This is a genomic window from Leisingera aquaemixtae (assembly GCF_006740765.1).
In the GTDB taxonomy this organism is placed as follows: domain Bacteria; phylum Pseudomonadota; class Alphaproteobacteria; order Rhodobacterales; family Rhodobacteraceae; genus Leisingera; species Leisingera aquaemixtae.
Map to the genome: position 1 here is coordinate 1,540,339 of NZ_CP041159.1, position 13,126 is coordinate 1,553,464.

The following is a 13,126-nucleotide window of genomic DNA, read 5'->3' on the forward strand; positions in this document are numbered from 1 at the left end:
ATGGAAAAATACTTCTTTGATCTTCCCGTTTATCGGCTGAGTAGATCAAAGTACTATAAGTGGAGGGAAGAAACTAAAATTCGTCCACATGAAGAGAACTGGCTATCTGTTGCGGGGCGGCCAATTCCCCAAGAAACAAAGAGTGCCCTGGACCAACACATCTATGAAAAGTACGGGCCGTGGGAGTTCAACGAAATCATAGGTTATATCCGGCTGTACTTTCTTGGCAGTCAGATCCGAGGAGACTACCTGAGCGCTGAAAAGAAGCGGAATCCGATAAGTCGTCGAAAGGTGTTCACTTTTAGAACTCTTAAGTTAGCCCCTGAGCATCAGATTTGGCCCGAGGACCAGAACAGCAACCAAGATATTTGGCGTGAAATCCAAAAATACATTGCGAGTTGTGAGAAGCAGCTCACAAAGGGAAGAGTCATAGACTCTTCAAAGCTGGAACTGCTTGGCCCTCACATAGATTGGCTATCGATTTTAGGTTGGAAGAAAAAGGACGAATAGAGGTAGCTTCCTACCCTTTCGCATTAAAGCGTCCGACCACCGGACCGATCACCTTGGTCGCTAGCGGGATCAGCAGCAGCCCCAGCACCACGCCAAACACCCCGTCCATCGCCGCCTTGGCACTCCACTCGGCAAAGCCTTCCCAGGCGGCAGGCACCGCGTGGCCCACGGCATAGGCCCAGTCGTGGATCAGATGGCCCAGCCAGCCAAAGCCCAGCACCTCCAGCCCGTGGATGATGATGGAGCCGCCGACCCACAGCATCGCTGCGGTGCCGACCACCGACAGGATCTTCATCAGCACCGGCATGAACTTGACCAGCCCGCGCCCCAGGCCCCGGCCCGGGGAGGTCAGCGCGTTCTGCGCCAGGTAAAGCCCCACGTCGTCCATCTTCACAATCAGCGCGACAGAGCCGTAGACCGCCAGCGTCACACCGATGGCAACCACCGCCAGCGTCGCCGCCTGCATCCACACCGTCGGCGCCTCGATGGCGGCCAGCGCGATGGTCATGATCTCCGCCGACAGGATGAAATCGGTCTTGATCGCGCCCTTGATCTTCTGCTCCTCCAGATGGCCGGGGTCCTTGATGCTCATGTCCTCGTCAATGGCATGGCTGGCGTGCGGGAACAGCACGTGAAAGATCTTCTCCGCCCCCTCGAAGCACAGGTAGGACCCGCCCAGCATCAGCAAGGGCGTGATCGCCCAGGGCGCGAAGTTCGCCAGCAGCATCGCCACCGGCAGCAGCAGGATCAGCTTGTTGAACAGGGAGCCGCGGGTGATGCGCCAGATGATCGGCAGCTCGCGCGCAGGCGCAAACCCCTGCAGGTACTTGGGCGTCACCGCAGCATCGTCGATGATCACCCCGGCGGTCTTGGCGCCGGCCTTGCCCGCCGCCGCCGCCACATCATCAACGGAGGCCGCCGCCACCTTGGCGATCCCCGCCACGTCATCCAGAAGCGCCAGCAATCCGCTCATGCCAAAATCCTCAAAACCTATCCGCTTTAACAGGCAATCTGCCCGCTTCCGCGGCGCAGCACAAGCGTTAGCGCAACCGCGCCAGAGCCGCGGATTTCCGTTAACGCCACCGCCGCAGAACGTTACCGCCAACATCATGATTTTGCGCTAACAGTTTCATTTAATGACGCTTTTACCCCTTTAGACCACATGGCCGCCGGTCTATATGGCGGCCAAAGGTTTTTGCTCGCTTGGAGACGTACTCATGACCATCAAAGTCGGGATCAACGGTTTTGGCCGCATCGGCCGCTGCACCCTGTCGCATATCGCCGCCTCGGGCCGCGACGACATCGAAGTGATCAAGGTGAACGCCACCGGGCCGCTGGAAACCGCAGCGCATCTGATCAAGTACGATTCCGTGCATGGCCGTTTCCCGGGTGAGGTGACCATCGGCGACGGCACCATGAACCTGGGCCGCGGTGACATGCAGATGTTCTCCACCTACGACGTGGCTGAGCTGGACTGGTCGGGCTGCGACGTGGTTCTGGAATGCACCGGCAAGTTCAACGACGGCGAGAAGGCCAAGGCGCACATGGAGCGCGGCGCCAAGAAAGTGCTGCTGTCCGCCCCTGGCAAAAACGTCGACAAGACCATCGTCTATGGCGTCAACCATGACCAGCTGGAAGCCGGCGATACCATGATCTCCAACGGCTCCTGCACCACCAACTGCCTGGCGCCGCTGGCCAAGGTACTGGACGAGGCGTTCGGCATCGAGCACGGCATCATGACCACCATCCACGCCTACACCGGCGACCAGCCGACGCTGGACCGCCGCCACAAGGACCTGTACCGCGCCCGCGCCGCCGCCATGTCGATGATCCCGACCTCGACCGGCGCCGCCAAGGCCCTGGGCGAAGTGCTGCCGAACCTGAAAGGCCGCCTGGACGGCTCCGCCATCCGCGTTCCGACCCCGAACGTCTCCGCCGTGGACCTGACCTTCCGCGCCGGCCGCGACGTGACCGCCGAGCAGGTCAACGCCGCCGTCAAGGAAGCGGCTGAGGGCCCGATGAAGGGCGTGCTGGGCTATGAGCCGGCGCCGCTGGTCTCCGTCGACTTCAACCACTCCCCGGAAAGCTCGATCTTCGCGCCCGACCAGACCCGTGTGGTCGAGGACCGCATGGTGCGCGTGCTGGCCTGGTACGACAACGAATGGGGCTTCTCGGTGCGCATGGCCGACGTGGCCGTTGCCATGGGCAAACTGGGCTGATCCCAGCCTAACCCCTTGAGACTTCACGCCCGCTCAGGTTATCTGGGCGGGCGTTTTCCTTTGCGGCGGAGCTGTCATGACCAACCGGATTGCCCTTGTCCTGGGCCTGTTCCTGATTGCCGCCGCCGTCATTGACATTATCCTCTTCGGCGACCGGCACATGATCTTTCTCGGCAAGAAGCTGTTTGCGCTGATCGACTGGGTCGCTTTCTGGCGCTGATCCGCCCGCCGCTGCCGCTGCCTCGGCGTGCGCCACCCCCCTCTTAGTCGACTTAGCAGGGGCGCCAGCCCCTGCCCGCGCGCGCAGCGCGCCGCCGAAAGCACAAAGCCGGGCGTCAGCCCGGCTTTGCCGCAGTCAGCTCTGCTGTGCAAACTCAGGCGGTCTTGCCCAAGCGCTCCAGCAGCTTTTCATTGACCAGCGGGGTGACGAATTTGGACACATCCCCGTCCAGCCGGGCGATTTCCTTGACCAGCTTGGAGGCAATCGCCTGATGCCGCGCCTCGGCCATCAGGAACACGGTCTCGATCGAGCTGTCGAGCGCGCGGTTCATGCCGACCATCTGGAACTCATACTCGAAATCGGCCACCGCCCGCAGGCCGCGCACGATGATCTGGGCACCGACGTCGCGGGCGCAGTTGATCAGCAGGTTCTCGAACGGATGCGCGACAATCTCGGTGCCGGTCTCCTCGCTCAGCTTGGCGCATTCCGCCTCGATCATCCCCACCCGCTCCTCCAGCGGGAACAGCGGACCCTTGTCGCGGTTGATGGCGACGCCGATCACCAGCTTGTCCACCAGCGCGCTGGCGCGGCGGATGATATCGATATGCCCGATGGTGATCGGGTCAAAGGTGCCGGGATACAGACCCACACGCATGGGCGGCCTCCTGCCTTGTCAGAATTTCTGCGCACGCAAACATATTTGCGGATGGCAATGCAAGGGGGCAGAAATACGGATGCCCCGCTTGCGGCTCAGCCTCCGGACTCCCGCCTGCGGCTCAGTGCCCCATGATCATGTCCTGCAGCGCGTCCTTCTCCATCGCCACCTGCGCCAGCTGCGCCTTGACCGCATCGCCAAGGGTCACGATTCCCACAAGTTTTCCGTCCTCGACCACCGGCATGTGGCGGAACCGCCCCTCGGTCATCTGCTTCAGCAGCTCGCCCACATTCGACTGGGTGGTGCAGGTCACCAGCTCGCGCGTCATATAGCCGCTGACCGGCTTGTCCAGGCAGGCGGCGCCTTCCTTCGACAATTCCCGGACGATGTCCCGCTCCGACAGGATGCCATCAGGCGTTACCCCGTCCGCGGACACGACAACAGAGCCGAACTTGTTTTCTGCCAGAAGCCGGGCGGCATCCGACACGCTGGCATCCGGTTTGACGGTGACCACACCGCTGGTGGCTTTGGACTTCAAAATGACCTGAACGAGCACGCTGCAGACCTCCTAAAATATGGCGCGTTATAAATAACTGTGCCGCAACGCAGCTTTAAGTCAAGGATTCCAGCCGGGCCACCTCGTCGCGGATGCCCTTGGACAACGCCTGGGCAAACCGGTTCAGCCGCTCGCTGCGCTGGTCGCCCTGGTGGCGCACCAGGTGGAAACTGCGCGTCAGGCTCACCTTGTCGGTCAGGATCTTGCGCAGCATCCGGTGGGCCGGCAGGCTGAAATCATGCGCCACGCAGACGGCCGTGCCCTGCGCCGCCATCTTGATCTGGACCGAGACCGAGTTGGAGGCCAGCGCCACCCGCTCGACCCCGATGTCGTTCAGATAGTCGAGCTCCTTGTCGAAGATCATGTCCGGGATGTAGCCGATCATCTTGTGGCCCTTCAGATCCTCCAGCCTGGTGATCGGCGGGTGGTCCTTCAGATAGTAGCGCGAGGCCACCAGATGCAGCTGGTAGTCGCAGATTTTCTGCACCAGCAGCTTGCCCGCCGTCGGCGCGCTGACCGTGACCGCCATATCCGCCTCGCGGCGGCTGAGGTTGATCACCCGCGGCAGCGCCACGATCTGAATGTCCAGATCCGGATTGTCTTCGGAAATCTGCGCGCAGACCTGCGGCAGGATGTAGTTGGCGGCACCATCCGGCGCGCCGATGCGGATCTGGCCGGACAGGGTATCATTGGGGCCGGTCAGCGCCTCTGTGCCCGCCCGCATCGCCTGTTCGGCGGCTTCGGCATGGATCAGCAGCCGGTCTCCGGCCGCGCTCAGCGCATAGCCTTGCGGCGATTTCACGAACAGCGGAGTCTCCAGCGCCGCCTCGAACCGGGCAACCCTGCGGCCGACTGTCGCCGGGTCCATCTTCAGAATGCGGCCGGCGCCGGACAGGCTCGCCTCCCGTGCCACCGCCAAAAACACTTTCATATCATCCCACTGGGGATCCATCGGCCCGGTTCCTCCGTGTTCCTGCTAACGCTCCGTTAACCTTTTGCGTTACTGCAAAGCCTCTTTGAAATCTTTCCTCTTTTCCGATGTTTTTTGCAAGCCTACGATGAAGGCAACATGAACAGAGGAGGAACCGATGCAAGAACTCGGCCACTTTATCAACGGCAAGATCGTCTCCGGCACCTCGGGCCGCTTTGACGATGTCTTCAACCCGGCAACCGGCGAAGTGCAGTACAAATGCCCGATGGCCAGCGCGTCTGAGACCACCGACGCCATCGAAAAAGCCGCGGCGGCACAGCCCGCATGGGGCGCCACCAACCCGCAGAAGCGCGCCCGCGTGATGATGGCGATGGTTGGCCTGATGAACCGCGACATGGACAAGCTGGCCGAGGCGCTGAGCCGCGAGCACGGCAAGACCATCCCGGACGCCAAGGGCGACCTGCAGCGCGGCCTGGAAGTGATCGAATACTGCGTCGGCGCGCCGCAGATGCTGAAGGGTGAATTCACCGACAGCGCAGGCCCCGGCATCGACATGTACTCCATGCGCCAGCCGCTGGGTGTTGTCGGCTCGATCATGCCGTTCAACTTCCCCGCCATGATGCCGCTGTGGCACGTCGGACCGGCCCTGGCCTGCGGCAACGCCGTGGTGCTGAAGCCGTCCGAGCGCGACCCCTCCGTGCCGCTGATGCTGGCCGAACTGTTCGTCGAGGCAGGCCTGCCCGAAGGCGTGTTCCAGGTGGTGAACGGCGACCGCGAGGCGGTTGACACCATTCTGGACAGCGAAATCATTCAGGGCGTGTCCTTCGTGGGCTCCACCCCGATCGCGCAGTACATCTATTCCCGCGCCACCGCTAACGGCAAGCGCGCCCAGTGCTTCGGCGGCGCCAAGAACCACATGATCGTGATGCCCGACGCCGATCTGGACCAGGCCGCTGACGCGCTGGTCGGCGCAGGCTTCGGCGCGGCCGGCGAACGCTGCATGGCGATCTCGGTTGCGGTGCCGGTCGGTGAGGAAACCGCCGACAAGCTGATCGAAAAGCTGATCCCGCGGATCGAAAAGCTGAAAGTCGGCCCCTACACCGCAGGCGACGACGTCGACCTGGGCCCGGTTGTGACCGCGGCCGCCAAGGACCGCATCCTGGGCCTGATCCAGTCCGGCGTTGACCAGGGCGCCACGCTGGTGGTCGACAACCGCGACTTCAAACTGCAGGGCTACGAGGACGGGTTCTTTGTCGGCGCCCACCTGTTCGACCACGTCACCCCCGACATGGACATCTACAAGCAGGAGATCTTCGGCCCGGTGCTTTCGACTGTGCGCGCAGGCACTTACGAGGAAGCGTTGAAGCTGGCGATGGACCACGAGTACGGCAACGGCACCGCGATCTTCACCCGTGACGGCGACACCGCGCGCGACTTCGCGTCCCGTGTGAACATCGGCATGGTGGGCATCAACGTGCCGATCCCGGTGCCGCTGGCCTACCACACCTTCGGCGGCTGGAAGAAGTCGATGTTCGGCGACCTGAACCAGCACGGCCCGGACAGCTTCAAGTTCTACACCCGCACCAAAACCGTGACCTCCCGCTGGCCCTCGGGCATCAAGGAAGGCGGCGAGTTCAACTTCAAGGCAATGGACTAAGTCCTTGCTTGGAAATCAGAAAAAGGCCCCGGATTTTCCGGGGCCTTTTTCTGTGCCGCATGATTTTTGAGGATTCGCCGCCACGACGGCCGGCGCCTTTGGCGGCACGGTCCGGTTTAAAATATGGTTTTCAGCCAAATTCCCCTTGTTCCGCGGCGTAACTCGTCTATCCGGTCACCAACGGACAAACAGACGGCAGGCGCATGAGCAAGACACCCGACCCGAACCAGCCGCAGGCAGCTGCAAGAACCGCCCGCGACTGGGTCAAAATCCTGGCCCAATACCGAGAACCCAACCCGGCGCGCAGCGCATTCGAGCTGGCGGTGACGGTGGTCCCCTTCCTGCTGCTCTGGGCTGCGGCCTGGTGGTCGCTGTCGGTCAGCTACTGGCTCACCCTTGCGCTTTCCGTCTGCATCGCCGCCTTCCTCTTGCGCCTGTTCACAATCCAGCACGACTGCGGCCACGGCTCCTTCTTCACCAACCGCCATGTCAGCGACTGGGTGGGCCGCATCATCGGGGTGCTGACGCTGACGCCCTATGACGTCTGGCGCCGCACCCATTCGATCCACCACAGCACCCACGGCAACCTGGGCAAGCGCGGCATGGGCGACATCCACACCATGACGGTGGCCGAATACCGCGCCGCAAGCCGCTGGGAGCGGCTGGTCTACCGGCTTTACCGCCACCCGGTGACCCTGTTCGGCATCGGCCCCGGATACCTGTTCTTCCTGCAGAACCGCATCCCCTACGGGCTGACCGGCCAGGCCCGCTACTGGATCAGCGCCATGGGCACCAACGCGGCAATCCTCGCGGCGCTGGGGCTGATCTGGTATTTCGGCGGCCTGATGCCGCTGCTGCTGATCTTCCTGCCTGCCACCTTGATCGCCGCCACCGCCGGCCTGTGGCTGTTTTATGTGCAGCACCAGTTCGAAACCACCCAGTGGACCCAGGAGGAGGACTGGCAGCTGCACGACGCCGCCCTGCACGGCAGCTCGCATTACGTGCTGCCGCCGGTGCTGCAGTGGCTCAGCGCAAATATCGGCATTCACCACGTGCATCACCTCTACAGCCGCATCCCGTTCTACCGCCTGACCGAAGTGCTGCGCGACCACGCGGAGCTGGCCGAGGGCAACCGCATGACCATCCGCGAAAGCCTTGCCAACGCCCGGCTGCACCTGTGGGACGAAGACAGCTGCCGGCTGCTGTCCTTCGCCCAGGCCCGCCGGCTTTACGCCTGACACCCTGATCCGGTCCGGGCGGCAGAAAATTGCCGTCCGGGCCTACACAAACCCGTGAGGCGCTGCCGCAGCGCTTTGACGCCTCTGGAAATTCCTGAGCCGGTGCTTATCTTGCCCAGAGTTTTTGAGCAGCACGGTAGAGGAAACAATGACAGAACTCCGTATCACCCGCCGCGCCACCCTGATGGGCCTGGGCGCGACCCTGGCTACCCCCGCCATCCTGCGCGCGGAGTCGACAGACGCCTTCCCGCAGAACGAGCCGGCCATCCGTGACGAGGTTCCGGTGCAGCGCAATCTCTCCGCCTTCTCGCAGCAGGACTGGCAGGATCATTTCGATCAGCTGGGCAAGGGCTGCCTGCTGGCCGACATCAGTTCCCGGGCGCTGCATTACTGGGGCCCGGACGGTGAAACCTACCGGCTGTTCCCCTCCTCCGTGCCGATGACCGAGGAACTGACAAGGCGCGGCTATTCCCAAATTGTGCGCAAAGCGGAAAATCCCAGCTGGACTCCGACCCAGTCGATGCGCGAGCGCGATCCGACGCTGCCGGTCCGCATCGAAGGCGGCGCCCCGGGCAATCCGCTGGGCACCCGGGCGATGTATCTGGACTGGCCTGCCTATCTGGTCCACGGCACCCACGACACCCGCAAGATCGGCCGCCAAAGCTCCTCCGGCTGCATCGGCCTCTATAACCAGCACGTGGAAGAGCTGTACGAGCTGGTGCAGGTCGGCACCCAGGTCCGGCTGCTGTGATCCCTCAGCGCTGACGAGCTGCCTGCAAATGAAACGGGCGCGGGTGATCCCGCGCCCTTCTTTCATCTGCGGCAGTCTCACTTCAGACTGATGTGATCCGGCTTCAGCCCGGCATTGAAACGCTCCAGCGTCTTTTCCAGAAGCGCCTCAAAATTGCGGGTGAACTTCTCTGTGTCATAGAGCGGGCCGGTCTTGATCCCCTCTTTCACCCGCGCCTTTATTTCCGCCAGATAGTCCTTGTCCCGCGCCAGTTTCAAAGCCAGCGCCTGGTACAGCTGCGGGGTGGCAACCGCGAGCTCGGGGACCCCGGCGCAATGCACCAAGCTGGTGGCCACCCGCGCGGCAAACTGCTTGCCGGTTTTGGTGACAACCGGCACCCCTGCCCACAGCGCGTCGCTGGCCGTGGTATGGGCATTCACCGCAAAGGCATCCAGAAACACGTCCGCCAGCTGCAAGCGGGCCAGATGCTCTTTTTGCCCGGCAAAGCCCGCGAACACGATGTGGTCCGGCCCGATGCCGCGTTTCTTGGCCTCCTTCAGGATGTTTTCCTGGACCTTGTCATTTGGCGCATAGAACCACAGAACGCTGTCCGGCACCCGCTGCAGCAGTTTCATCCAAATGTCGAATTCATCCGGCGACACCTTGTAGGGGCTGTTGAAGGAACAGAACACAAATGCCTCCTCCGGCAGCCCGGCCTCAGCCCTGGAGGGAACAGTATCCGCGGCCGCGCGCTGATCATCATTCGGCTGATAGCAGTCCGGCATGTAGAGGATCTTTTCAGTGTAGAATTTGCGCAGCTTTTCGGGGATCGTGACCGCATCGGCGATCATATAGTCCATTTGATCCACCCCGGTCGTTCCCGGATACCCCAGATAGGTCACATGCACCGGCGCCAGCCGGTTGTTGAAAATGTTCACCCGGTTGCCCTTGGTGTACCCCTTGAGGTCAACAGCAATATCCAGGCCATCCTCACGCGCAACGGCAGCGATCTCGTCGTTTTCCAGGCTCGACACCTGCTTGTAAACATCTGCGGCGTTCTCGGCCCGCAGGCGGCCTTCATGGTCGTTCACCTCGCCATAGTCGTAGATGTAGATTTCAAACCGGTCGCGGTCATGCAGTTCCAGCTGCCGCCCGATCAAATACATGGTGGCGTGGTTGAAGAAGTCGTTTGAGAAATACCCCAGCCTGATCTTGCGCCCTTCCGCCCGCGGGCGTTCAAATTTGGTTGCGGAGGTATCGGCCTTGGCCAGTTCCGCGGCCTTCACCGAGAACTTCATTTGCAAGCCCGGGTCATCGACCATCGACAGAAGGGCAAACGGGTCGATTCCGACATCCGTCTTGCGGAACACCTGAACCCGCTTTTCCCGGTTGTTCAGATCGGTCCAGTCGCAGATCCGGCGGCGCAGATAGACCAGCCGGGCCAGCGCCGTCGCATTATTCGGGTCGAATTTCACCGCCGCGTCAAAATAGTTGGCCGCCTCCTCATCCTGGTTCAGCCGCATCAGGTAACTGCCGATGTAGGACAGGCATTTTGAGTTCGAAGGATCCAGCCGCAGCGCGTCGATATGGGCCAGGATCGCCTTGTCGTGCTGGTTCATCATTTCCAGAACTTCGCCGAGCGCGGCATAGATCAGCCGGTTTTTGTCATCCAGCTTCAGCGCCTCGCGCAGTAGGTATTCAGCGTCGCTGAACTGACGTTTCAGCGCCAGTTTACGGGCTTTTGCATACAACGCGACAGCCTGGGCCTGCGGGGTGCCGCTGGTTTGCTTGACCATCCCGTGCCGCATCGACAGCGCGAAATCGGCGCGGGCGTTGCTGCTGACCGCGCCGGCAAATTCCTGTTTTGTGCGGTCCGGGTTTTCGGGTCCCGAGGGGGCCAGGAAATGCTGCGCCTGAGAGTTCGCCACTGCGTGTGCTCCTTTTGGAATGCCTCTGCAGGATTCACCTGCGAGTGATCTGTTTGGGACAGAGTTTCCGCGAAGTTTGTTAATTTTCTCCTGACCAGACCACCATCGCGCCCGCGCAGCCCTGCGGCTGTTAGGGGACACTTCATATTGCAGTAAAGGCCTCATGCGCTGCTTGGCTTCGGCCAAGGAAGAGATCGACAGCTACTTGGGTGTGCGTTACACGCTGCCGCTGCCCGAAGTTCCAGCGCTTCTGAAGCAATTCAGCGTGGACCTTGCACTGTACCGTCTGGCCCTCGGACGGGACGTCCTTTCGGAAGAACACCGCCGCCGCTACGAAGACAGCATCAAGCACCTGGCCAAGCTGGCCGAGGGCAAGGCGTTTTTGAACCTGCCCGCGCCGGGCGATGAGGAAACCGGCGAACCCGCGGCCCCATCCGGCCCGCGTCCGGTCGTGTCCGGCGGCCCGGCCCGGATATTCACCCGCGACAAACTGCGGGGCCTCTGAACATGGCCGGTGTTTCCACCTCACTCACCACCATCGGCCTGGACGCCGCGATCCGGCGGCTTTCGGCCCTGGAAGGCTTCCGGATGGCCGAGCTGGCGGATGATGCCGGGGCGGTCCTGGAAATCTCCACGCGCCGCCGCTTTGACACCCGGCTAGCGCCTGACGGCGCGGAATGGGCGCCCTGGTCGGAAGCCTACGACGAAACCCGCGACTACGATGCCCATTCGCTGCTGGTGAGTGACGGCGACCTGCGCGACAGCATCGCGAGTTATGCAACTGGCTCCGAAGTTGAGGTAGGCACTGCGCTGATCTACGGCGCGCACCACCAGTTTGGCGGAGAGGAAACCGGCTCCGGGATTCCCGCGCGCCCTTATCTCGGAATATCCCGGGACGATGAGCTGGACCTTGCCGATCTTGTCACCGGCACTTGGGGGGATCACCTAGCATGAGCGAGGATCACCTCAACAGCCTGACGGATGCGGTGTGCAGCGGGGTCAAGGAGCGCCTGCCGCACCTGGCGCGCTGCATGACTATTGCGGGCAAGTTCGATCTGACCGAACTGAAAAAGCGCGGGGTTCCGGCACCAGCCGTTCTGGTGTCTACCCTGGGCGCAATTCAGGACACCACCCGCGCCGCCGAACTTAAATGGAGGCGTCTTCGACGGCCCCCGGGCATCGCAATGGACATTCACAAGACCGACGGTTCCTACTGGCCCCTGTTTGAGCCGCATCACTACTTGAAACTGCCCCGCATGGTCGCGGCGGATTATTACGTCGGCTTTGTCGGCGACCAACCCGTTGCGCATGTCGCCTTTGCGCCCCGGCCGGGCCTGGTGGAAGCCCGCGCTTGCCGTCTTGTGATCATGCCCGAATGGCAGGGCGCTGGCCTCGGCCTGCGCTTTCTGAATGAAGTTTGCGCACTTTGGCGCCGGGGCGTGAACCGCTACGGCCGCCCGATGCCGTCTCTCTTTCACACGTCCCACCCCGGGTTGGCTGCAGCGCTCAGAGGGCACCCGCTCTGGGCGCAGGTTTCCGCGAATTTGGGCCAGCCCTCGTCTAAGGCGCGGGACAGCGTCAAGGGCCGTTTAGGCGGTCACTTCCGGGCGGTACAAGGATTTCGCTATGTCGAGTAAAGAACCCTTCCGCGTGGCCGTTATCGGCTGCTCCTGGTTGGCTGCCGAGGTGCTGCGCCGCCTCTCAGGCCAAGGCATTGAGCTCGCACTGATCACAGAACCTGAGGATAAGTTGGCCAAGGCTGCGGCAGAGGAATTGGGCGTGCCCCACTGCGTAAAGCCGCGCCGGTTGCCGTTGCTCAGCGCGGATTTCCCCTGGCGGCCCGACCTGATTGTTTCCGCGCATTCCTTGCGCATCGTCCCCGCCTGGTTCCTTCAATGGTCCCGGCTGGGTGCCATCAGCTACCACCCCTCTATTCTGCCGGATTACAAAGGCCAGCACGCGATCCGGGATTGCCTGGCAAACGGCGGCCGGTTCACTGGAGGGACAGTCTACTGGATGACACCGGAGATTGATGCCGGTCCTGCTGTCGTAGCCTACGGCAAGCGTCTACAGGAGCGGGTCCAAATCCTGCCGGGGGAAACTGCGCTAGGCCTGTGGAAACGGGCGCTGGCACCCATCGGGGCGAACCTCCTGGAGGCTGCAGTAAGGTCCGTTAGCTTTACGGCCCTGTCAAACGCCCTTTAAATTCACCGCCGCCCGCCGGATTTAAACGGTTTGGGCGGCGGCTTTATCACTACTGCAGTCTGAAGTGTCCCGAGGCCGCCGCCTCGGCAGCCGCTATTCCCGCCCCGCCGGGGCTGGAAACCACCCCGGAAAAACCCTAGAAATCAGGGGATTTTCAAAAACGGGTTGCTGCAACGGGAAGTGTCCCGCACTGCAACGCGAAATGTCCCGCTACACCTGCGGCATTGCTGCACGGCGGCTTTGCATTTGCGCAGCTTGCCTCAGCGTCCGCCGGGCG

At 62.4% G+C, this 13,126-nt stretch carries 15 protein-coding genes; 10 read left to right on the top strand and 5 right to left on the bottom strand.

The window, feature by feature from the left end; translation table 11 throughout:
• On the top strand, positions 1–510 hold the full coding sequence (locus tag R2C4_RS09150; protein WP_141890394.1) for a hypothetical protein: 510 nt from the start codon (positions 1–3) through the stop codon (positions 508–510).
• A 10-nt stretch (positions 511–520) separates the two neighbouring features.
• On the opposite strand, the gene R2C4_RS09155 is transcribed toward R2C4_RS09150, so the two are convergent.
• On the bottom strand, positions 521–1,483 hold the full coding sequence (locus R2C4_RS09155) for a DUF808 domain-containing protein (protein ID WP_141890395.1): 963 nt from the start codon (positions 1,481–1,483) through the stop codon (positions 521–523).
• Positions 1,484–1,727: 244 nt separating this feature from the next.
• Between R2C4_RS09155 and gap the strand changes: the two genes are divergently transcribed.
• On the top strand, positions 1,728–2,729 hold the full coding sequence (gap, locus tag R2C4_RS09160) for a type I glyceraldehyde-3-phosphate dehydrogenase (protein ID WP_141890396.1): 1,002 nt from the start codon (positions 1,728–1,730) through the stop codon (positions 2,727–2,729).
• A 76-nt stretch (positions 2,730–2,805) separates the two neighbouring features.
• The gene (locus R2C4_RS21230; protein WP_167510251.1) at positions 2,806–2,949 is read left to right on the top strand and encodes a hypothetical protein; all 144 of its coding nucleotides are present in this window, start codon (positions 2,806–2,808) and stop codon (positions 2,947–2,949) included.
• A gap of 154 nt (positions 2,950–3,103) precedes the next feature.
• Here the strand turns inward: R2C4_RS21230 and coaD are convergent, their stop codons facing one another.
• The 3 genes from coaD to R2C4_RS09175 all read right to left on the bottom strand — a co-directional run bounded on the left by coaD (position 3,104) and on the right by R2C4_RS09175 (position 5,112).
• A complete protein-coding gene (gene coaD / locus R2C4_RS09165; protein WP_141890397.1) occupies positions 3,104–3,604 on the bottom strand; it encodes a pantetheine-phosphate adenylyltransferase in 501 nt (166 codons plus the stop codon).
• A 121-nt stretch (positions 3,605–3,725) separates the two neighbouring features.
• Complete coding sequence (locus R2C4_RS09170) at positions 3,726–4,160, bottom strand: CBS domain-containing protein (protein WP_058286990.1); 435 nt, start codon at positions 4,158–4,160, stop codon at positions 3,726–3,728.
• 55 nt (positions 4,161–4,215) lie between these two features.
• Positions 4,216–5,112, bottom strand: coding sequence for a LysR family transcriptional regulator (locus R2C4_RS09175; protein WP_141890398.1), 897 nt, complete (start codon positions 5,110–5,112; stop codon positions 4,216–4,218).
• A 136-nt stretch (positions 5,113–5,248) separates the two neighbouring features.
• Here R2C4_RS09175 and R2C4_RS09180 point away from each other — a divergent pair, with 136 nt between their 5' ends.
• The 3 genes from R2C4_RS09180 to R2C4_RS09190 all read left to right on the top strand — a co-directional run bounded on the left by R2C4_RS09180 (position 5,249) and on the right by R2C4_RS09190 (position 8,737).
• On the top strand, positions 5,249–6,748 hold the full coding sequence (locus tag R2C4_RS09180) for a CoA-acylating methylmalonate-semialdehyde dehydrogenase (RefSeq protein ID WP_058286992.1): 1,500 nt from the start codon (positions 5,249–5,251) through the stop codon (positions 6,746–6,748).
• 203 nt (positions 6,749–6,951) lie between these two features.
• Positions 6,952–7,986, top strand: a complete 1,035-nt coding sequence (locus R2C4_RS09185) for a fatty acid desaturase (RefSeq protein WP_058286993.1) — start codon at positions 6,952–6,954, stop codon at positions 7,984–7,986.
• A 148-nt stretch (positions 7,987–8,134) separates the two neighbouring features.
• Entirely contained in the window at positions 8,135–8,737 is a 603-nt protein-coding gene (locus R2C4_RS09190) for a L,D-transpeptidase (RefSeq protein WP_058286994.1), read from the top strand.
• 77 nt (positions 8,738–8,814) lie between these two features.
• On the opposite strand, the gene R2C4_RS09195 is transcribed toward R2C4_RS09190, so the two are convergent.
• Positions 8,815–10,644: an O-linked N-acetylglucosamine transferase, SPINDLY family protein gene (locus R2C4_RS09195; protein WP_167510252.1), complete on the bottom strand. Its 1,830-nt coding sequence runs from the start codon at positions 10,642–10,644 to the stop codon at positions 8,815–8,817.
• A gap of 163 nt (positions 10,645–10,807) precedes the next feature.
• Between R2C4_RS09195 and R2C4_RS09200 the strand changes: the two genes are divergently transcribed.
• From R2C4_RS09200 to R2C4_RS09215, 4 genes are read left to right on the top strand one after another with little or no spacing between them, the layout of a single operon-like run.
• On the top strand, positions 10,808–11,149 hold the full coding sequence (locus tag R2C4_RS09200) for a gp436 family protein (protein WP_141890400.1): 342 nt from the start codon (positions 10,808–10,810) through the stop codon (positions 11,147–11,149).
• A gap of 2 nt (positions 11,150–11,151) precedes the next feature.
• The gene (locus R2C4_RS09205) at positions 11,152–11,598 is read left to right on the top strand and encodes a phage virion morphogenesis protein (protein ID WP_141890401.1); all 447 of its coding nucleotides are present in this window, start codon (positions 11,152–11,154) and stop codon (positions 11,596–11,598) included.
• Complete coding sequence (locus R2C4_RS09210; RefSeq protein WP_244940810.1) at positions 11,595–12,281, top strand: GNAT family N-acetyltransferase; 687 nt, start codon at positions 11,595–11,597, stop codon at positions 12,279–12,281. Before R2C4_RS09205 ends, R2C4_RS09210 begins: the two co-directional genes overlap by 4 nt.
• Positions 12,271–12,849, top strand: coding sequence for a formyltransferase family protein (locus tag R2C4_RS09215; RefSeq protein WP_141890402.1), 579 nt, complete (start codon positions 12,271–12,273; stop codon positions 12,847–12,849). Before R2C4_RS09210 ends, R2C4_RS09215 begins: the two co-directional genes overlap by 11 nt.
• The last annotated feature ends 277 nt before the right edge of the window (positions 12,850–13,126 follow it).